20 protein-coding genes are annotated in these 19,459 nt (G+C 72.6%); 8 read left to right on the forward strand and 12 right to left on the reverse strand.

The annotated features are described in order from the left end of the window. Positions 1–61: 61 nt before the first annotated feature. Positions 62–826, forward strand: a complete 765-nt coding sequence (locus tag ACWEV3_RS03515; RefSeq protein WP_452612359.1) for an IclR family transcriptional regulator — start codon at positions 62–64, stop codon at positions 824–826. Positions 827–903: 77 nt separating this feature from the next. On the opposite strand, the gene ACWEV3_RS03520 is transcribed toward ACWEV3_RS03515, so the two are convergent. Together ACWEV3_RS03520 and ACWEV3_RS03525 are read right to left on the reverse strand one after the other, a co-directional pair. After that, positions 904–1,338, reverse strand: coding sequence for a universal stress protein (locus ACWEV3_RS03520; protein WP_452612360.1), 435 nt, complete (start codon positions 1,336–1,338; stop codon positions 904–906). Positions 1,339–1,376: 38 nt separating this feature from the next. Continuing rightward, on the reverse strand, positions 1,377–2,183 hold the full coding sequence (locus ACWEV3_RS03525) for an SDR family NAD(P)-dependent oxidoreductase (protein WP_452612361.1): 807 nt from the start codon (positions 2,181–2,183) through the stop codon (positions 1,377–1,379). A 287-nt stretch (positions 2,184–2,470) separates the two neighbouring features. Between ACWEV3_RS03525 and ACWEV3_RS03530 the strand changes: the two genes are divergently transcribed. After that, complete coding sequence (locus tag ACWEV3_RS03530) at positions 2,471–3,637, forward strand: S8 family serine peptidase (protein WP_452612362.1); 1,167 nt, start codon at positions 2,471–2,473, stop codon at positions 3,635–3,637. A gap of 21 nt (positions 3,638–3,658) precedes the next feature. On the opposite strand, the gene ACWEV3_RS03535 is transcribed toward ACWEV3_RS03530, so the two are convergent. The 7 genes from ACWEV3_RS03535 to paaI form a co-directional block, all read right to left on the reverse strand. Then, entirely contained in the window at positions 3,659–3,979 is a 321-nt protein-coding gene (locus ACWEV3_RS03535) for a hypothetical protein (protein WP_452612363.1), read from the reverse strand. Positions 3,980–4,018: 39 nt separating this feature from the next. After that, on the reverse strand, positions 4,019–4,348 hold the full coding sequence (locus tag ACWEV3_RS03540; protein ID WP_132483692.1) for a plasmid stabilization protein: 330 nt from the start codon (positions 4,346–4,348) through the stop codon (positions 4,019–4,021). A 62-nt stretch (positions 4,349–4,410) separates the two neighbouring features. Continuing rightward, complete coding sequence (locus ACWEV3_RS03545; protein WP_452612364.1) at positions 4,411–5,382, reverse strand: phytoene/squalene synthase family protein; 972 nt, start codon at positions 5,380–5,382, stop codon at positions 4,411–4,413. A gap of 84 nt (positions 5,383–5,466) precedes the next feature. After that, the gene (locus ACWEV3_RS03550) at positions 5,467–6,144 is read right to left on the reverse strand and encodes a hypothetical protein (RefSeq protein ID WP_452612365.1); all 678 of its coding nucleotides are present in this window, start codon (positions 6,142–6,144) and stop codon (positions 5,467–5,469) included. A 473-nt stretch (positions 6,145–6,617) separates the two neighbouring features. After that, entirely contained in the window at positions 6,618–7,265 is a 648-nt protein-coding gene (locus tag ACWEV3_RS03555) for a TetR/AcrR family transcriptional regulator (RefSeq protein WP_452612366.1), read from the reverse strand. A gap of 13 nt (positions 7,266–7,278) precedes the next feature. Continuing rightward, entirely contained in the window at positions 7,279–8,622 is a 1,344-nt protein-coding gene (gene paaK / locus ACWEV3_RS03560; protein ID WP_452612367.1) for a phenylacetate--CoA ligase PaaK, read from the reverse strand. Beyond that, the gene (gene paaI / locus ACWEV3_RS03565) at positions 8,619–9,020 is read right to left on the reverse strand and encodes a hydroxyphenylacetyl-CoA thioesterase PaaI (protein ID WP_452612652.1); all 402 of its coding nucleotides are present in this window, start codon (positions 9,018–9,020) and stop codon (positions 8,619–8,621) included. Before paaI ends, paaK begins: the two co-directional genes overlap by 4 nt. 247 nt (positions 9,021–9,267) lie before the next feature. Here paaI and paaZ point away from each other — a divergent pair, with 247 nt between their 5' ends. Genes paaZ through paaE form a run of 6 tightly spaced genes read left to right on the forward strand, consistent with a single transcriptional unit; the run spans position 9,268 to position 15,119 of the window. Beyond that, the gene (gene paaZ / locus ACWEV3_RS03570; RefSeq protein ID WP_452612368.1) at positions 9,268–11,316 is read left to right on the forward strand and encodes a phenylacetic acid degradation bifunctional protein PaaZ; all 2,049 of its coding nucleotides are present in this window, start codon (positions 9,268–9,270) and stop codon (positions 11,314–11,316) included. After that, the gene (paaA, locus tag ACWEV3_RS03575; protein ID WP_452612369.1) at positions 11,313–12,278 is read left to right on the forward strand and encodes a 1,2-phenylacetyl-CoA epoxidase subunit PaaA; all 966 of its coding nucleotides are present in this window, start codon (positions 11,313–11,315) and stop codon (positions 12,276–12,278) included. Before paaZ ends, paaA begins: the two co-directional genes overlap by 4 nt. Continuing rightward, positions 12,275–12,586: a 1,2-phenylacetyl-CoA epoxidase subunit PaaB gene (paaB, locus tag ACWEV3_RS03580; protein WP_093263452.1), complete on the forward strand. Its 312-nt coding sequence runs from the start codon at positions 12,275–12,277 to the stop codon at positions 12,584–12,586. The genes paaA and paaB overlap by 4 nt, the downstream gene beginning before the upstream one ends. Positions 12,587–12,596: 10 nt before the next feature. Next, positions 12,597–13,487, forward strand: a complete 891-nt coding sequence (gene paaC / locus ACWEV3_RS03585; RefSeq protein WP_452612370.1) for a 1,2-phenylacetyl-CoA epoxidase subunit PaaC — start codon at positions 12,597–12,599, stop codon at positions 13,485–13,487. Further along, positions 13,481–13,999: a 1,2-phenylacetyl-CoA epoxidase subunit PaaD gene (gene paaD / locus ACWEV3_RS03590; protein WP_452612371.1), complete on the forward strand. Its 519-nt coding sequence runs from the start codon at positions 13,481–13,483 to the stop codon at positions 13,997–13,999. Before paaC ends, paaD begins: the two co-directional genes overlap by 7 nt. Position 14,000: 1 nt before the next feature. After that, positions 14,001–15,119 carry a 1,2-phenylacetyl-CoA epoxidase subunit PaaE gene (gene paaE, locus ACWEV3_RS03595; RefSeq protein WP_452612372.1) on the forward strand — a complete coding sequence of 373 codons (1,119 nt, stop codon included), beginning with the start codon at positions 14,001–14,003 and terminating at the stop codon, positions 15,117–15,119. Positions 15,120–15,171: 52 nt separating this feature from the next. Here paaE and ku read toward each other — a convergent pair whose 3' ends face one another. The 3 genes from ku to selA all read right to left on the reverse strand — a co-directional run bounded on the left by ku (position 15,172) and on the right by selA (position 19,328). Beyond that, a complete protein-coding gene (gene ku / locus ACWEV3_RS03600) occupies positions 15,172–16,137 on the reverse strand; it encodes a non-homologous end joining protein Ku (protein ID WP_452612373.1) in 966 nt (321 codons plus the stop codon). An 81-nt stretch (positions 16,138–16,218) separates the two neighbouring features. Beyond that, positions 16,219–18,039 (reverse strand): selenocysteine-specific translation elongation factor, encoded by a 1,821-nt coding sequence (gene selB / locus ACWEV3_RS03605; RefSeq protein WP_452612374.1) that lies wholly within the window; start codon positions 18,037–18,039, stop codon positions 16,219–16,221. Next, positions 18,039–19,328 (reverse strand): L-seryl-tRNA(Sec) selenium transferase, encoded by a 1,290-nt coding sequence (selA, locus tag ACWEV3_RS03610; RefSeq protein ID WP_452612375.1) that lies wholly within the window; start codon positions 19,326–19,328, stop codon positions 18,039–18,041. The genes selB and selA overlap by 1 nt, the downstream gene beginning before the upstream one ends. Between the last annotated feature and the right edge of the window lie 131 nt (positions 19,329–19,459).

The following is a 19,459-nucleotide window of genomic DNA, read 5'->3' on the forward strand; positions in this document are numbered from 1 at the left end:
CGGATACGATGTTCGAAATATCGGTCAACTGGCCGACGAGTTCCGACAGGGGGAAGTACGCGTGGCACGAGCGGTACCTGCCGTGGAACGGGCCTTCGATGTCCTGGAGCTGTTCCTGGACGCCCACGAGCTGAGCGCGCCGGAGATCACCGCGCAGCTGGGCCTGCCGCGCACCACGGTGCACGAGCTGGTCGGCACCCTCAGCGAGCGCGGCTACCTGATGCCCGCCGGCCGCGGCAGCAACCGGTTCCGGCTGGGCGTGCGCGGCTTCCAGCTCGGCGCGGCCTACGCCGAGCGGCTGGACCTCGCCCGCGAGGGACAGCTCGTCGCGGAGGAGATCGCCGAGCGCTGCCAGGAAACGGTGCACGTCGGGGTGCGCGACGGCACGGACGTGCTCTACGTGGCCAAGGTCGACAGCAGCCACCCGGTCCGGATGGTCTCGGCCGTGGGCCGGCGGCTACCCGCGCACTGCACCGCGCTCGGCAAGGCCCTGCTGGCGGCGCTGCCCCGCGCCGAGGTCGACGAGCTCTACGGCAACCGCCGCCTGGAGGCGATGACTGAACACAGCATCACCACCCGCAAGGCGCTGCGCCAGGAGCTCGACGCCATCGCCGAAGGTGGCGTGGCGGGGGAGTACTGCGAGTCCAACGAGTCGGTGGCCTGCGTCGCCGCGCCGGTGCGCGACCAGTCCGGCGAGGTGGTGGCCGCGATGAGCATCTCGGCGCCGATCCTGCGCTGGAACGACGAGACCGAGGCGGCGCTGCGCGAGCTCGTCGCGGAAGGCGCGTCGGCCCTCTCCGAACGCCTGGGCCACACCGGCTCCTGACGCCGCACGCGCGGCAGCCGGGAAGGCCGCCGAGATTCCGCTACGCCGCCGCGCAAGTCGATCCACCGGCTCATCGTTCAGTGCCGGACGATCACGACCGGGCACTTGGCGTGCTGGGCGCAACGCTGGCTCACCGACCCGAGCAGCGCACCGTAGAAGCTGCCGTGGCCACGGCTGCCGACCACCAGCAGGTCGGCGCCCTCGGAGGCGTCGAGCAGCGTCTGCGCCGCGTGGCCGTGGGTGAGCTCGCGCTGCACCGGGACCGCCGGGCTGAGCTCGTGCTCGATCTCGTCGACGGTGTCGGCCAGGCTCTTGCGCGCGGCCTCCTCGAAGTCGTCCGGCGGCATCGGGCCGCCTTCCCAGCTGTAGAAGGCCGGGAACTCCCACGAGGTGATCGCGTGCACCACGGCCCCGGAAAGGGCTGCCTGCCGCAGTGCCCACCGCAGGGCGCACCTGGACGAATCCGAGCCGTCCACCCCGACGACGATCCGGTGCTGGGTTCCGCTGTTCATGGCGTTGGCCTCCGGTTCCGCGATCCGCTGTGGCGGGCTCAGCCGCCGGCCCGCTCGACGAGCTCGTCGGACAGTTTCCGCAGCCGCGCCCTGGCCTGCCCGTCGTAGGCCTGTTCGAGCGCGCGGCAGGCGCGGGTCCCATGGAAGTACTCCCCGGTCACCTCGTCCAGTCCCGGGTCCGTGACCAGCCGCATCGTCGCCGCGACGCCCTCGGCCACGGTGGCCACCGGGCTCACCCCGGCCTCGCGGACCATCGCGGTGTTCATGTAGGTCGCCGGGTGCAGCGCGTTGACCGTGACGCCGGTGCCGCGCAGCTGCTCGGCCAGGTCGAAGGTGAACATGATCTGCGCGAGCTTGCTCTGCGCGTACGCGCGGTAGCCGAGGTAGTTGCGGGTCAGCATGGGATCGTCGAAGTCGATCGGGTGCTGCCCGGCCGAGGCGACGTTGACCACCCGGGCCGGCGCCGAGAAGATCAGCAGCGACTGCAGCAGCCGCGTCAGGTGGTACCCGGCCAGGTAGTTCACCGCGAACCGCAGCTCGATGCCGTCCGCGCTCTCCTCCCGGCCGCTGTCCGGTGGTCCGGAGCCGACGCCCGCGTTGTTCACCAGCACGTCCAGCCGGTCGCAGCGCAGCCGGGCGTCGTTGGCCAGCTGTTCGACCTGGCGGAGCTCGGCGAGGTCGGCGACCAGCACGCCGAGGCGGTCCGAGCCGGTGGCCGCCGCGATCTCCGCGCGCACCGCTTCGGCGCGCTCCGCACTGCGCCCGTGGATCAGGATCCGGGAACCGGTCTCGGCGAGCCGGTGGGCCAGGGCCCGGCCGAGTCCGCCGGTCGCGCCGGTGATCAAGATGCAACGCTGGCTGGGATCGCGCACGGCTCGCTCCGAACTATCGGCGGTGATTACGACCAGTGTGCGGACGTACGCCGGGAAATGTCATTCGCGCGTGCCGGAGATCCCCGGCCGAGGTACCACGAAAGCGTTGTGTCGCAAGATAATCGCCGAGGAAGTCGAGATGGGTGGTACGGATAGTGCGGTCCTTACCCGAGTGGGTGCTTGTGACTGTCCGTAACGCGCGATACACCTGAGAACGGTGTGGCGGTTCGCCGCACCTGGAACTCGCCGAGGGAGCGACCATGACCACCAACGAGGAGAGCTCCACCGGACGCTATCTGGTGCTGCTGGAAGACAACTCGACGATCATCGGGACCCGCGAGCTGACGCGGCTGACGGGCATCCGCTGCGCCAACACGGCCGACGCGGCGGGCGCGGCGCCGGGCGAGCTGTTCCGCGGCGCGGGCGGGATCGTGCTGCACCAGCTCGGCATCGCGTTGGTCAGCGCCGACGCCGAGCAGGCGGCGGCCCTGACGAACGCGGCCCGGGAGAGCGGCCCCATCGCCGCGTTCGAGCCGGAGCGCCGGGTGTTCGCCATCGGCGCGGAACCGGCCGTCGCGGACGGCGAATTCACCTGGGGTCTGCAAACCGTGCGCGCCGACCGCGCGCAGCCCACCGGCAAGGGCGTGCGGGTCGCGGTGCTCGACACCGGCCTCGACCTCAAGCACCCGGACTTCGCCGGCCGGGACATCGTCACGGGCTCGTTCGTGGAGGGCCAGGACGTGCAGGACGGCCACGGGCACGGCACGCACGTGATCGGCACCTCCTGCGGGCCGCGCACCTCGCAGGCCGGGCCCGGCTACGGCATCGCGTCCGAGGCCAGCATCTACGCGGGCAAGGTGCTCGGCGACGACGGTTCGGGCTCCGACAGCGGCATCCTCTCCGGCATCGAGTGGGCGATCTCCAACGGTGCCGCGGTGGTGTCGATGTCGCTCGGCGCGCCGACGCAGCCCGGCGAGGCGTTCTCCGCGGCCTTCGAGCGGGTCGCGCAGCGCGCGATGGAACGCGGCACGCTGATCATCGCCGCGGCCGGCAACGAGAGCGAGCGCTCCGCCGGGAAGATCGCGCCGGTCGGCCACCCGGCCAACTGCCCGTCCATCCTGGCCGTCGGCGCGATCGATTCGCAGCTGCAGATCGCGGACTTTTCCAGCGGCACGGTCGACGAGATCGGGCAGGTGGACCTGGTCGGTCCCGGCGTGGACGTCTACTCGAGCTGGCCGGGAGCGGAGCGCTACCGGAAGCTCAGCGGCACCAGCATGGCCACGCCGCACGTCGCGGGCGTCGCGGCGCTGCACGCGCAGCAGCACGCGGAGCGGGCGTGGGGCCTGTGGGCGCGGCTGTCGCAGACCGCCCGCCGGCTGCCGCTCGCGTCGACCGACGTCGGTGCGGGCGTGGTCCAGGCGCCGTAGCGGCCGGAGGTCGCCGCGCCGTCATTCGTCGAGGATGGCCTGCGCGGCGACCTTCGCGCAGTTGCCGAGGTCCTCTGCGGCGGCTGCCGCCTGGTCGAGCGCGACGTGCAGCTCGGACGGTTCGGCGGGGTTCGGCGTCTTGTAGGCGGCGGCCAGCATGTCGAGCTGCCGGGCCAGCCGGGCACCCGCCGCGGTGACGGCCAGCAGCGCTTCGCGGGCCGCGGCGGGTTCGCCCGGTGCCCGGCCCTTCCTGGCGGCTCGTTCCAGTTCCCGGCCGGCCTGCGAGATCACTTCGCCTGTCGTGCCGACGTCCTGCCAGCGCGACGGCGTTTCGCTCTCCATCTGGTTTGCCCCCCACACGCACCCGTTCGCCCGCCCGGGTCAGCTCCGCTGCAGCGCCCGCTCCAGCTCCGACTTCGTCATCTTCGAACGGCCTTTGATGCCGGCGCGCTGGGCGTCCGCGTAGAGCTGCTGCTTGGTGCGCCCGCCCGGGCCGGAGCCGGATCGCAGCCCACCGCGGCGCTGCGGCGGGATGTCCTGCGTGGCGGTCCTGCTCTGCTGCCTGGCTTCGCCGCGCTGCGCCCGGTTCTTGTTGACCGTCCGCGCCGCGATCTCCTCGGCGCGGTCCTCGGTGCTACCGCGCTCGATCGCCTGGTCCTTGATGTGCTGGTACTGGCGTTCCTCCGTTGCGGTCCAGCTCTGCTGCGGCATGCCCGTTCACCTCGCCTCCGCACGACTTCGGACGTGCTTCGCGTACCCCGTGCGGGCGTCGGTCACACGTGTGAGCGGCGGGCGCGGAGGCGCGCGGCGGCGACGGAGCCGAGCGCTCCGGCGGCGACCTCCAGGCGGCGCGCGCCGGAGACCGCGAGCCGCTGCCCGAACACGTCGTACCCGGATTCCACGATGCGGTCCAGGATCTCGCCGTACAGCGTGAAGGCGGTGCGCACGCACGGCCGGGACCAGGGCGCGAGCAGCGCGATGCCCGGCTCCGCGGCGCGGTACTTCGAGCGGGTGCGCGCGACCTGGTCGGCCAGCGCGCGGCGCACCGGGCGGTCCGGGCGGCCCGATTCCCGGCACCAGGCCAGCCGGTCCCGGTCGACGCCGAACACCGCGAGCTCCTCCATCGGCAGGTAGACCCGGCCGCGGTCGAGGTCCTCGCCGACGTCGCGCAGGAAGTTGGTGAGCTGGAAAGCGCCGCCCAGCGCCGCGGCGTAGGGCTCGGCCTCGCCTGCCGGGCACACCGTGCCGAGCACCGGGAGCAGCTGGAGGCCGATCACCGCCGCCGAGCCGTGGATGTAGGCGTCCAGCGCCGCCCGCGTCGGGTAGGCGTGGACGGTCAGGTCCATCCGCATCGAGGCCATGAAGTCGGTGAACAGCGCCGGGTCGATGCCGTGCCGGGCGACGGTGTCGACGAGCGCGGCCAGGATCGGGTCGTCGCTGGACCCAGTGCGCAGGCCAGCGCGCAGCTCGCCGTCCAGCCGGTCCAGCGCCTGCTGCCGGTCCGCCACGGTCCGCCGCCGGTCGGTGTCGTCGACGATGTCGTCCACCCACCGCGCGAAGCCGTAGAGCGCGTGCACCGAAGGCCGCTGCTGCGGCGCCAGCAGCCGGGTCGCGAGGAAGTAGGTGCGCCCGTGCGCGGCGTTGAGCATCCGGCACCGCTGGTAGGCGGGGCGCAGCTGCGGCCGGACGCCCGCGGCGTCGAGCTCGCGGCGCGCCGCCACTCGCGGCCAGGTGCCCGTGTCCATACCGGGAATCTCAGCACACGGAGTGCGTGACCGTGCGCACGGTGGGCATCCGCGGTGAACCCGGTCACTACCGCCGGGGTCCTCTTAGGACTGTTCGGCCGGCCCGCTGCGCTCGCCCCGCGGGACTCCGCCGAGGCCGCTCTCGGCCAGGGCCTCGTCGAGGCCGTCGAGCAGGACCACGCCCAGGGTGTTCGCGACCGAGCCGGAGGCCAGTTCGCTGCGCAGCCGGAAGGCGAGCAGCCGCACCCGGCGCGGATCCGGCCTGTCCTGCCGCACGGCCTCGCCCAGCCGCCGGGCGATGAGTTCGATCTCGGCGGTGTCGCCGTAGCGCGCGTGCACCGTGGGCAGCGCCAGCAGCACGACCTTGGCCACCCGGCTCAGCCCGGTGAAGTCCGGGCGCGCCGGCGGCGCGGGCGCCGGCTGGGCGGGCACCACGGGGTCCGCCGGACGCTCGTCCAGCACCGCGACCGACTGCGCCCTGGCCCACGAGCCGATGTCGCCGCCGTGCCTGCCCGCGCAGATCAGCCCGGAGCCGGTCAGCCCGGCGCGGGCGGGCGCGCCCTGCCACCCGGTGCCGCTGGTGGCGATCAGCTCGTGCTCGCGCAGCGTCTGCACGACCTCGGCGAGCTCCGCCCACGACGGCTGCAGCGCCGCCGCCACGGCCGCCGGGCTGGCGAAGAAGTCCGCGATCTCGGGCCGGAAGCGGTCGTCCTCGTACAGGTATCGGAGGAAGGCGCGAGCGATCGACTCAAGCCTGGACACGGTTGGCCTCCAGAGTGCTCGTCCAGGGTGCAGGGCGAGAGGGAGGGCGGACCCGGGTCCTGCCGAAGACCGCAGACGCACCGGCGCGCAGCCGGTTCCGGATTTTTGGTGCCGCTGTCCCCAGTTTCAGCGGATCCGCCGTGCGGCCGCCGGGTCCCGGGCGGCCACATCGGAGGAGCGTAAGCGGACCGGGGCCGTGATCGCAGGGGGCTTTCGTCACCCACAAGCTGGGGATTTCGACGCCGCCGCGTGACTGTCCACTGTGTTCAACGCGGTCGGGAATCGCGCCGCTGCGGCGAACGTGACGGGAGTTGCTCGGGTGACCGCCGGTCGCGACCCACATCCAAGCCACGACCGACGGCCGGTCGCGCGCACGAAATCCCCTCTTCGTTCCGCGCGCGCGGCGGGCGCTCCAGATCGCCCACGGGATCGAGACCCGCGGGCGAGATCATCATGACGCCGAGATCTGGAATTTATTTCGCGCGAGTTCCGGGGGCCTCCGGCGCGCGGTCGTCGGCGCCGGTGCGCAGCCCGTCGAAGGCGATCTTGGTCACCGCGTCGGCGACCTGCGCGGCCCGCAGGCCGCGGCTGGGCCGGTACCACTCGATGATCGAGTTGACCATGCCGAACAGCAGGCGGCTGGTCAGCGCCGGGTCGACGTCCGGGCGGATGCTGCCCTCCGCCTCGGCCTGCCGGACCAGCTCGCTGACCACCTGGTCGAACTCGCGGCGCCGGGCCAGCGCCTGCCGCTCGACCTTGGTGTTGCCCCGCACCCGCAGCAGCAGCGTGACGAACGGCAGCTCGTCGACCAGCACCTCGATGCTGCGCCGGACCACGTGTTCGAGCCGGTCGATGGCCTTGCCGGTGGTCGACGCCGCTTCCTCGGTGACCGCGAACAGGGCGTCCAGGGCCCGGTTGACGCTCAGCCGCAGCAGCTCGTCCTTGCTGGACACGTGGTAGTAGATCGCCGACTTGGTGATGCCCAGCCGCTGGGAGAGGTCCTCCATGCTGGTGCCCTCGTAGCCGCGCTCGTTGAACACCCGGACGGAGACGTCCAGCAGTCTGCCGAGGTCGTAGCCCGGTCGACCTCGGCGATTCGCGCGACCAGCGTTCCCCGACATGGCTCGCAGTATTTCAGCCGGCCGAACGGGGTTCGCGGCGGTCCACCACGCGGCGCAACTTGCCCACCGAGCGCTCCAGCGTGTCCGGGTCCACCACGGCGACCTCGGTGCTGACGCCGACGCCGTCCTTGATGGCGCGGACCAGTTCGGCGGCGGCGGGTTCGCGGCGGTCGGCGGGGCAGTCGGTGCGCGCCTCGACGCGGACCGCCATCTCGTCCATCCGGCCCCTGCGGGTGAGCACCAGCTGGAAGTGCGGCGACAGCCCGGGCGTGCGCAGCACCAGCTCCTCGATCTGGGTGGGGTAGACGTTGACGCCGCGCAGGATGATCATGTCGTCGCTGCGGCCGGTCACCTTCGCCATCCGGCGCATCGGCCGGGCCGTGCCGGGCAGCAGCCGCGTGAGGTCCCGGGTGCGGTAGCGGATGACCGGCATGGCCTCCTTGGTCAGCGAGGTGAACACCAGCTCGCCCTCGGTGCCGTCGGGCAGCACCTCCTCGGTGAACGGGTCGATCACCTCGGGGTAGAAGTGGTCCTCCCAGATGTGCAGCCCGTCCTTGGTCTCCACGCACTCGTTGGCCACGCCGGGCCCCATCACCTCGGACAGGCCGTAGATGTCGACCGCGTCGATGTCCAGCCGCTCCTCGATCTCCTGCCGCATCTGCTCGGTCCACGGCTCGGCGCCGAAGATGCCGATCTTCAGCGACGTGCCGCGCGGGTCGATGCCCTGGCGCTCGAACTCGTCGACGAGGGTGAGCAGGTAGGAGGGGGTGACCATGATGATCTCGGGCTTGAAGTCCTGGATGATCTGCACCTGCCGGGCGGTCATCCCGCCGGAGGCCGGGATCACGGTGCAGCCGAGCCGTTCGGCCCCGTAGTGCGCGCCGAGCCCGCCGGTGAACAGGCCGTACCCGTAGGCGACGTGCACCTTGTGGCCCGGCCGCCCGCCGGCGGCGCGGATGGAGCGTGCCACCACGTCGGCCCAGACGTCCAGGTCCCGCTTGGTGTAGCCGACGACGGTCGGGTTGCCGGTGGTGCCGCTGGAGGCGTGCAGCCTGCGGACCTGCTCCATCGGCACGGCGAACATGCCGAACGGGTAGTTCTCGCGCAGGTCCTGCTTGGTGGTGTGCGGGAACTTCGCCAGGTCGGCCAGGCTCCGGCAGTCCTCCGGGCGGACGCCCGCCGCGTCGAACTTGTCGCGGTACAGCGGCACGTTCTCGTAGGCGTGGCGCAGGGTGTGCTGCAGGCGCTCCAGCTGCACCGCGGCGAGCTCGTCGGCGGAGTACCGCTCGGCGGGGTCGAGATCGGCCGGATCCGGTGCGGCTCCGAGCCGGCGCGGGGCGCCCGTTGTCGCGGTCATCGCTTGGCTCCCTCGGATTGGTTCTCGGACGAGCCGTTCAACGACCGGCTGTGGCCCCGGAATTCGGCGATCGGCTCGTCGCCTCGGTGCACCGACACGTCGTAGATCCCGCTGCGGCCGAAGCGGGTCCGCTCCTCGGCGCGGGCGACCAGCAGGTCGCCGGCGCGGGCGGGGCGCATGAAGGTGATGTCCGCGCGCGCCGCGACGGTCGTCGGGCCGTGGCTGTTGCACGCGCAGGCGAAGGTCGTGTCGGCCAGCAGGAAGATGTAGCCGCCGTGCGCGATCCCGTGGCCGTTGACCATGGCGTCGGTGATCCGCATCCGGGCCAGGGCGAACCCGCTGCCGGTCTCGACGAGCTCGATGCCCAGCGCCCGCGAGGCGCGGTCGTCGTCGAACATGGCCTGGGCCGGGTTGCGCGTCGTCGCGCCGGGCTCCTGCACTGGGGTTCACCGCCTCATAACCGAACGAATAGTCGGTAATTAATACTGCGCCGCCGGACGCTGTCAAGGGTTCCCGCCCGGGCTGGTGTTTCTGGCTCGGTACAGCAGAATTTAGCTGCACCGGGTGGTGTGCGACACCGGTCGCCGGTGGTACTTTTTCGAACGAACGGTCAGTTAAAGAACCAGCCGGAGGAGGTCGGGCCGCATGGCTGCCCTGCGGAGCTACGTCAACGGTGCCTGGCACGCGCCAGCGGACAACGGGGTGCCGTTGCGCGACGCGGTGACCGGCGAGGAGGTCGCACGGGTCTCCTCGGCGGGGATCGACATGGCCGCGGTGCTGGCCCACGGGCGCGGCAGCGGCGGCCCGGCGCTGGCCGAGCTGACGTTCCACCAGCGCGCCGCGCTGCTGAAGAGCCTCGCGTCGCACCTGCGCGAGCACCGCGAGGAGCTGTACGCGCTGTCGGCCCGCACCGGGGCCACGCTCGGCGACTCCAAGTTCGACATCGACGGCGGCATCGGGGTGCTGTTCGGCTACTCCAGCAAGGGCCGCCGGGAGATGCCCAACAGCACCGTCTACGTCGACGGCGCGGTCGAGCCGCTGAGCAAGGGCGGCACGTTCGTCGGGCAGCACGTCTGCACGCCGCTGCAGGGCGTTGCGGTGCAGATCAACGCCTTCAACTTCCCGGTGTGGGGGCCGCTGGAGAAGTTCGCGCCCGCGTTCCTGGCCGGGGTGCCCAGCCTGATCAAGCCGGCGAGCCAGACCGCGTACCTCACGCACCGGCTGGTGGAGCTGATGCTCGGCTCCGGCCTCCTGCCCGAGGGATCGCTGCAGCTGATCTGCGGCAGCGTCGGCGACCTGTTCGAGCACCTCACCGACCAGGACCTGGTGTCGTTCACCGGCTCGGCGGCGACGGGGCAGCGGTTGCGCGCCCACCCGGTGGTGGCGGCGAACTCGGTGCGGTTCAACGTGGAGGCCGACTCGCTGAACTGCTCGATCCTGGGCCCGGATGCCGGGCCCGGCACCGAGGAGTTCGACCTGTTCGTCAAGCAGCTGGTCACCGAGATGACGGTCAAGGCCGGGCAGAAGTGCACCGCGATCCGCCGGGCGCTGGTGCCGGCGAACCGGATCGACGACGTGGTGGCGGCCGCCAAGGCGCGGTTGGAGAAGGTCGTCGTCGGCAACCCCGCCTCGCCGGACGTGCGGATGGGCGCGCTGGCGAGCCTGGAGCAGCGCGAGGAGGTCCGACGCTCGCTGAAGGCGCTGCTGGAGGCCGGGACCCTGATGCACGGCGACCCCGAGCGCGTCGAGGTCGTCGACGCCGACCCGGAGCGCGGCGCGTTCTTGCCGCCGCTGCTGGTCCGCTGCGACGACCCGGACCAGCCGCAGCCGCACGAGGTGGAGGCGTTCGGCCCGGTGAGCACCGTGCTGCCGTACGAGACGACGGCGCAGGCCGTGGAGCTGGCGCGGCGCGGCATGGGCAGCCTCGCCGGATCCGTGGTGACCGCCGACGCCGAGTTCGCCCGCGAAGTGGTGCTGGGCGCGGCGTCGCGGCACGGCCGGATGCTCGTGCTGAACCGGGAGAACGCCGGGGAGAACACCGGGCACGGCTCGCCGCTGCCCGCGCTGGTCCACGGTGGACCGGGCCGCGCCGGCGGCGGCGAGGAGATGGGCGGCGTTCGCGGCGTGCTGCACCACATGCAGCGGACCGCGGTGCAGGCCGACCCGGCGACGCTGACCGCGATCACCGGGCAGTGGGTGCCCGGAACTCCGCGCAACACCACCGAGAAGCACCCGTTCCGCAAGCACCTCGACGAGCTGCGCATCGGCGACACGGTGGTCGCCGGGCCGCGCACCGTGACGCTGGCGGACGTCGAGCACTTCGCCGAGTTCACCGGCGACACCTTCTACGCGCACACCGATGAGGAAGCGGCGAAGGCCAACCCGTTCTTCGACGGCCGGGTCGCGCACGGCTACCTGGTGGTGTCCTTCGCCGCCGGGCTGTTCGTGGACCCGGACCCGGGTCCGGTGCTGGCCAACTACGGGCTGGAGAACCTCCGGTTCCTCACGCCGACCTACCCGGGCGACGAGATCACCGTGACGATGACCGCGAAGCAGATCACGCCGCGGGTCGGCGCCGAGCACGGCGAGGTCCGCTGGGACGTGGACGTGACCAACCAGGACGGTGCCTCGGTGGCCAAGTACGACGTGCTGACGCTGGTCGCCAAGCGGCCGGCGGAGCAGGGGGCATCATGACCAGCGCGGTGGACCGGCTCGGCGACGCCGGGCTGCAGGAGCACTTCGACGAGCGGATCGCGCACGACCAGCGCATCGAGCCGCGGGACTGGATGCCGGAGGGCTACCGCAAGACCCTGGTGCGCCAGATCGCCCAGCACGCGCACTCCGAGATCATCGGCATGCAGCCGGAGGGCAACTGGCTGACCAGGGCCCCGAGCCTGCGGCGCAAGGCGATCCTGCTGGCGAAGGTGCAGGACGAGGCCGGGCACGGGCTGTACCTGTACTCGGCGGCCGAGACGCTCGGCGTGGACCGCGCGGAGCTGACCGAGAAGCTCATCACCCGCCGGCAGAAGTACTCGTCGATCTTCAACTACCCGACGCTGACCTTCGCGGACATCGGCGTCATCGGCTGGCTGGTCGACGGGGCGGCGATCTGCAACCAGGTGCCGCTGTGCCGCAGTTCCTTCGGGCCCTACGCGCGGGCCATGGTGCGGATCTGCAAGGAGGAGTCGTTCCACCAGCGGCAGGGTTACGAGCTGCTGATGACGATGATGCGCGGCACCGACGAGCAGCGGGAGATGGTGCAGGACGCCACGAACCGCTGGTGGTGGCCGTCGCTGATGATGTTCGGCCCGCCGGACGCCGACTCGCCCAACACCCAGCAGTCCATGGCGTGGCGGATCAAGCGGCACACCAACGACGAGCTGCGGCAGAAGTTCGTGGACATGTCCGTGCCGCAGGCGGAGGCGCTGGGCGTCACGCTGCCCGATCCGGCGCTGCGCTGGAACGAGGATCGCGGGCACTACGACTTCGGCGAGCCGGACTGGTCCGAGCTCAAGCGGGTGATCGCCGGGCACGGGCCGTGCAACGAGGAGCGGCTGGTCCGGCGCCGGGCCGCGCACGAGGAGGGGCAGTGGGTGCGCGATGCGGCAGCCGCCCACGCCGCGAAGCAGGCCGCACGCGAGGAGGTCGCGCGATGAGTTCGGACGCCGAGACCGGTGCGCCGCGGTCCGCGTGGCCGCTGTTCGAGGTTTTCGTCCGCGGCAAGCGGGGTTTGAACCACGTGCACGTGGGCTCGCTGCACGCCGCGGACGAGGAGATGGCGCTGCACAACGCGCGCAACCTCTACACGCGCCGCAACGAGGGCGTGAGCATCTGGGTGGTGCGGGCGGACGCGATCACCGCGTCCAGCCCGGACGAGAAGGACCCGTTCTTCGCGCCCAGCGGCGACAAGGTGTACCGGCACCCCACGTTCTACCGCATTCCCGACAACGTCCCGCACATGTGAGGTCGGCCTGATGTCGTTCGACAACGCCTACGAGGCGCTGACCGCGGCGGAGCCGGATGGCGAGTCCCGCTGGGCCTTCGGCACCGGCTTCGACGACCCGCTGTCCGGAGTGGACACCACGCTGCCGGAGGGCGTCGACGGCGCCGCGTTCGCCCGGTACTGCCTGATGCTCGGCGACGACGCGCTGATCGCCTCGCAGCGGCTGACCGAGTGGGTCACCCGCGCGCCGGAGCTGGAGGACGAGCTGGCGCTGGCCAACATCGCGCTCGACCTGCTGGGCCAGGCGCGGCTGCTGCTGTCCCGCGCCGGGCAGGCCGACGGCAGCGGGCGCGACGAGGACGAGCTGGCGTACTTCCGCGACGAGCGGGAGTTCCGCAACGTGCGGCTGGTCGAGCCGCCGAACGGCGACTTCGCGCAGACCATCGCCCGGCTGCTGGTGTTCGCGACGTGGCGGCTGGCGCTGTTCGCCCGGCTCGCCGAGTCCCGCGACCCGGTGCTGGCGGCGATCGCGGCCAAGGGCGTCAAGGAGCTGACCTACCACCGCGAGTACGCGGCGCAGTGGGCGGTCCGGCTCGGCGACGGCACCGAGGTGTCGCACGCGCGGATGCAGCAGGGGCTCGACGACGTGTGGCCGCTGGTCGACGAGCTCTTCGCGACGAACGCGACCGACCGGGAGATGGTCGCGGCCGGTGTCGGCACCGATCCGGCGCAGGCGCGAGCCGAGTTCGACGACGTCCTGGACCAGGTCACCGCCGCGGCCACCCTGCGGCGACCCGATGCGTCGGCGCTGGCCGGGGTGGCCGGGCGGACCGGCCGGGACGGCGTCCACACCGAACACCTGGGCTTCCTGCTGGCCGAGCTGCAGAGCCTGGCCCGAGCGCACCCGGAGGCGACGTGGTGACGAGCACGAAGCCGGGCCTCCGGCACGCCCGCGCGGTCGCCGAGTCGGTCACCGACCCGGAGCTGCCGGTGCTGACGCTGGCCGACCTCGGCGTCCTGCGCGACGTCGAGATGGCCGGGGACGGGACGGTGGTCGTGTCGATCACACCCACCTACTCCGGCTGCCCGGCGATGCGCGAGATGCGCGCGGACCTCAGCCACCGGCTGCGCGAAGCCGGGTTCGCCGACGTCGAGGTGCGCACGGTGCTGGACCCGCCGTGGACCACCGACTGGATCAGCCCGGTCGGCCGGCGGAAGCTGGCCGACTACGGCATCGCCCCGCCGGGCGCCGCCCCGCAGCGCTCGCCCGGCCCGGTGCCGCTGACGCTGACGGCGCCGCGCGCCCAGGTCCGCTGCCCGCAGTGCGGTTCGCCGGACACCGAGCAGGTCTCGCAGTTCGGCGCGACGGCGTGCAAGGCGCTGCGCCGGTGCCGCTCGTGCCGCGAACCCTTCGAGCACATCAAGGAGATCTGACGTGGTCCGTCCCGCCCCCGTCGACGCGCCCGCCCCGGCCGCCACCGAGCGGACCGGCCGCCGTCGCACGACCTTCCACCCGCTGCGGGTCAGCCACGTGGAGCGGCTGTGCGAGGACGCGGTCGCGGTCAGCTTCGACGTCCCGCCGGAGCTCGCCGAGGAGTTCGCGTTCCGGCCGGGCCAGTCGCTGACGCTGCGCCGCCGGGTGGACGGCCGCGAGGAGCGCCGGTCGTACTCGATCTGCGCCCCGCACGGCGCGGCGCCGCGGATCGGCGTGCGCCACGTGCCGGGCGGGCTGTTCTCCAGCTGGCTGGTGCAGGAGGTGCGGCCCGGCGACGAGATCGAGGTGCTCCCGCCGGTCGGCGGCTTCAGCCCGGACCTGACCGCGCACGAACGGCACGTGTGCGTCGCCGCCGGATCGGGCATCACGCCCGTGCTGTCCATCGCCGCGTCGGTGCTGCGCGAGACGGACGCGACCGTGACGCTGCTCTACGGGAACCGGCGCAGCGACACGGTGATGTTCGCCGACGAGCTCGCCGACCTGAAGGACCGCTACCCGGCGCGGCTGGAGCTGGTGCACGTGCTTTCGCGGGAGCCGCGCGAGTCGGAGCTGTTCACCGGCCGGCTGGACGCGGCGAAGATCCGGGCCCTGCTGTCCACGGTGGTCGATGCCGGTTCCGTAGACCAGTGGTGGCTGTGCGGGCCGTACGGCATGGTCAGCGACGCCCAGGACGTGCTGCGCGAATGCGGCGTCGCCACCGGGCAGATCCACCAGGAGCTGTTCTACGTCGAGGACGTGCCGCCGGAGCCGGCGCGCCACGAGGAGCCGGTGGTCGAGGGCCCGACCAGCGAGGTCACGGTGGTGCTCGACGGCCGGTCGACGCCGATGTCGCTGCCCCGCGACGTCCCGGTCCTGGACGCGGCCCAGCGGATCCGCCCCGACCTGCCGTTCGCGTGCAAGGGCGGCGTCTGCGGCACCTGCCGGGCGAAGGTCACCTGCGGGGAGGTCCGGATGCGCCGCAACTTCGCACTGGAGGAATCCGAGGTCGCGGAGGGCTTCGTCCTGACCTGCCAGTCGCTGCCGACCACCGACGAGGTCACGGTCGACTTCGACGCCTGATCGCTAGCCCGGCAGGGCCAGGCGGATCTCCTCGCCTGTGTGTCCACTGTGGTCAGGAGGCCTTGCGGGAACGGCGTCCTTCGGTGCCGGTGGGTTTCCGGATGGCCGCGGCCACCGCTTCCTCCAGCTCGGCGCGCTTCATCTTGGAGCGGCCCTTGATGCCCAGCTGCTTCGCCCGGTCGTCGAGCTCGGCCTTGTTCAGCTCCGACAGGTCTTCCTCGGCCTGCGCGGGCTTGCGGCCCTTGCGGGCCTCGTCGACGCTGCGCCGCAGCGCCTCGGTGAGGTCGATGACGTCCGTCGGCTTCGGCGGCTCCTCCGCCGCCTTCACCTCGCCGCCGTGGGCCTTCTCCGCCAGCAGCTCCTCGACTTTCGCGGTGTAGGTGTCCTCGTACTGCTCGGGTTCCCACGGCCCGCTCATCGACTCGATGATCGTGGTCGCCATCTGCAGTTCCTTCTCCGACGGATTCGCTTGCTCGCCCGCGTCGCCGATCAGCTCGCCCGGGTCGCGGACCTCGTCGGCGAAGAAGAGGGTGTTCAGCGCCAGCACGGTGTCGTCGGCGCGCACCGCGGTGAGGTACTGCTTGCCGCGCAGCACGAAGGTCGCGATCCCGGCCTGGCTGGTCTCGTGCATCGCCCGGCGCAGCAGGTTGTACGGCCGGTAGTGCTCCTTGCTGTTGGGGGCCAGCCAATAGGTCTTCTGGAAGTGCACCGGGTCGATCTCGGTGAGGTCGACGAACGTGGTGATGTCGATGGTGCGGGAGCGGCCGGGGGCGATCTCGTCGAGTTCGGACTGCTCCACGGTGATGACCCCGCCGTCGAACTCGCGGCCCTTGACGATGTCGTTGAAGCCGACTTCCTCGCCGGTCCGCTCGTTGACGCGCTTGTAGCGGATCCGGTCGGCGGTGCCGCGCTCGTACTGGTGGAACTGGATGGTGTGGTCCTCGGTCGCGGCGTAGAGCCCGACCGGGATGGTGACGAGGCCGAAGTTGATGGAGCCGGTCCAGATCTTCCGCGGCATGGTTGCCTCCCATCGCCCCGGCGCCCGAGCGCCGCCGGTGTTCACCATGCGGTGATGGGCGCAAGATCGCAGAAGTCCTGCTCATCGCCGTGGCGTCGGGTTGCCCCCGGTATTTCCCCGGGCCCGGGGTGGGGAAACAACGCGGTGGGTGCCGTCGGCCAGCCGTTGCGTCCGGCCGCGGCGAGCGAGCAGTTCCAGCAAGGGAACCGCAACGCGGCGCGAGGTGTCCAGCGCCTGCCTGGCCTGGCTGAGGGTGAACGGCTCTGGCAGCCGAGCCAGCCGTGCCACGGCGTCGTCGTCGGCGCCCGGCAGGAGCACCAGGCCGGGAGCCAGGCGCAGCAGCGCGCCGGTGTGCGCGGCTGCGGCGAGTTCCTTCTCGCCGAGGCCCAGTTCGGCGAGTTCGCCGGCGGTCGGGGCTTGGAACGGGTGGTCGACGAGCGCGGGCCGGATCGTCTCCACCGCGCGCTGCACGTGCTCGGGCAACCGGCTCCGTCCCTTGTGCAACCGTCCTTCGCTCAAAGCGATCCCGGCTGCTCGGGCGATCGGGGTCAACAGGTCCGGATCGGGCAGGTCCAGGGCGCGGCGGGCGGCCTCGGCGGGCATGCCGTCGTCCAGCGGGTGCGTCTCGCGGTGCCGCGCCAGCAGGCCGTCGAGGCGGCCGGCGAGTTCGTCGCGGCGTTCCTCGTCCAGCAGCCAAGGCCCGGGCCCGGGCGGGGTGGCGCCCATCGCGCGCAGATCATCGGCGCGGACCAGGCGGCGACGCCGCAGCTCGGCCGCGCCGTCGGGGCGGCCGTCCATGGTGTCCAGTTCGGCCGCCCGCGCGCGGGCCGCTCCGCGCCTGGTCAACCGCGGCGGACGGACGTCGAGCACCACGATTCCGCCGCAGATGCACCGGCTTCCCGGATCGCGCAGCAGGGCTCGGTCGCCGATGCGGAGGGGCAGCGGGGCGCGCAACGTCAGCCGCGCCGTGTCGTGGCCGAGCGGCCGGACGCGCGCCCCGACCGCCGCCGCGCCGACGTGCAGCACCAGGTCGCGGGGAAGACGTGGTGCCGCTCTGGTGCCGACGGAAGCAGGCGAGGCCGCCCGGTGGATCCGGACGTCGAGGACATCGGTGGTCAGCCACCGGTCCGGGGTCAGCAGCGCGTCGCCGCGCCGCACCTGGTCGAGGTCCACGCCGCGGAGGTTGACCGCCACCCGCGCGACGGCGCCGACCTGGTGTTCGGATGATCCGAGCGCCTGCAGGCCCCGGACCGTCACTTCCACCCCGGCGGGATGCAGCAGGAGCCGGGCATCTTCGCGGAGGGTCCCTGCCGGGAGGGTGCCGGTCACGACCGTTCCAGCGCCGCGGATGGTGAACGCGCGGTCCACCCAGAGCCGCACGTCGGCATCTTGGTCGGCCGCGGGTAGCCGGTGGACGAGCTCGTCGATCCGGTGCCGCAGCTCGCCCAGACCGGCACCGGTGCGTCCGCTGACGTGCACGGCCGGGATGCCGGCGAGCGACGTGCCGCGCAGCCGATCGCGGGCCTGCTCGGTGGCGGGGCCGGGGTCGGCCAGGTCGCAGCGGGTGACGGCGAGCAGGCCGTGCCGGACGCCGAGGGCTGCCAGGGCGTCCAGGTGTTCGCCGGACTGCGGCATCCAGCCCTCGTCGGCGGCGACGACGAACAGCACCGCGGGCACCGGCCCGACCCCGGCCAGCATGTTCGGCACGAACCGCTCGTGGCCGGGCACGTCGACGAAGGCCGCGGTGCAGCCGTCCGGCAGCCGGGTCCACGCGAACCCGAGGTCGATCGTCAGGCCCCGGCGGCGCTCCTCCGCCCAGCGATCCGGCTCCATCCCGGTCAGCTCGCGGATCAGCGTGGACTTGCCGTGGTCCACGTGCCCCGCGGTGGCGATGACGTGCATCAGGCCACCGCCAGCACCGCGCGATGCAGCAGTTCGTCGTGTTCGGGGGCCAGCGCGGCCAGGTCGAGCAGGCAGCGGTCGCGTTCGATGCGGGCGAGGACGGGAGGGTGCCCTTCGCGCAGGAGTTTCGCGAAGCGATCGGGGAGCGCGACGGCCGCGCTGGGCAGCGTGACGCCGGGGGCTCCGCCGCCGCCGACGGTCGCCTCGCTGTGCTGAGCCGAGGCCGGGACACCGGCGGCGGTCAGCAGATCCGCGAGCCGTTCGGCGCGGCGCAACAGGTCGGCACGGTCCTGCCGGAGCCGCTGCGCGGTCGGCGTGCTCGGACCCCGCACGGTGGCCTCCAGCGCGGCGAGGGTGAGCTTGTCGACGCGCAGCGCACGCGCCAGCGGATGTCGCCGGAGGCGGTGCACGATCTCGGCCCCGCCCAGCAGCAGCCCGGCCTGCGGCCCGCCGAGGAGCTTGTCGCCGCTGGCGATGACCAGATCCGCGCCGTCGGAAAGCGCCGTGGTCGCATCGGGTTCCCGCGGCAGGGCGGGATGCGGGTGCAGCAAGCCCGACCCGATGTCGGCGACCACGGGCACCCCGAGTTCGCGCAGCGCTGCGACCGGCACGGACGAGGTGAAACCGGTGATCACGAAGTTCGACGGGTGCACCTTGAGGACGAAGCCGGTGTCCGGTCCGAGTGCCGCCCGGTAGTCGTCGAGCCGGACCCGGTTGGTGGTGCCGACCTCGCGCAGCCGGGCGCCGGTGGCGGTGAGCAGCTCGGGGATGCGGAACCCGTCGCCGATCTCGACCATTTCGCCGCGCGCCAACACGATTTCGCGGCCCTGCGCGAGCGCGGTCGCCGCCAGGGCGAGCGCTGCGGCCCCGTTGTTGACCACGTGCGCGGCCTCGGCGCGCGGCACGGCGGCCAGCAGCGCGGCGATGGCGGCCGCGCCGCGCGGGCCGCGCCGGCCGGTGTGCAGGTCGAGTTCGACGTCCGTGGTCCCGGCGGCCTGTTGCAGGGCGTGGATCGCCGTGTCCGACAGCGGCGCGCGGCCGAGGTTGGTGTGCAGCAGGACGCCGGTCGCGTTGAGCACCGGCCGGATGCTCGACGCGGATTCCGGTAGTGCGGCAAGGGTTTCCGCGACGACCCGGTCGGGCGCGATCTCGCCGGCGCGAGCCCGTTCCTGCGCCGCGTGCACCGCGTGCTTGACCAGCCGGTGGCCCAGCCGTCCAGCTGCGGCGGCCACCTCGGGATCGGCCAGCACTCTGTCGGTGCCCGGCACCAGCTGCCGCGGATCGGCCATGCCCCGGACTATAGGAGCTGTTCCGGATGCGGTCGCGCGGGCGAAGCGCCGGAGCTGCCCTCGACGTGCCGGAGCCACGAGGTTGAGGCGTCGTTCTCGCGCGAAATCGGCGCGCTTGCCGGGTGCCGGAA

This window comes from Saccharopolyspora sp. NPDC003752 (assembly GCF_053605825.1).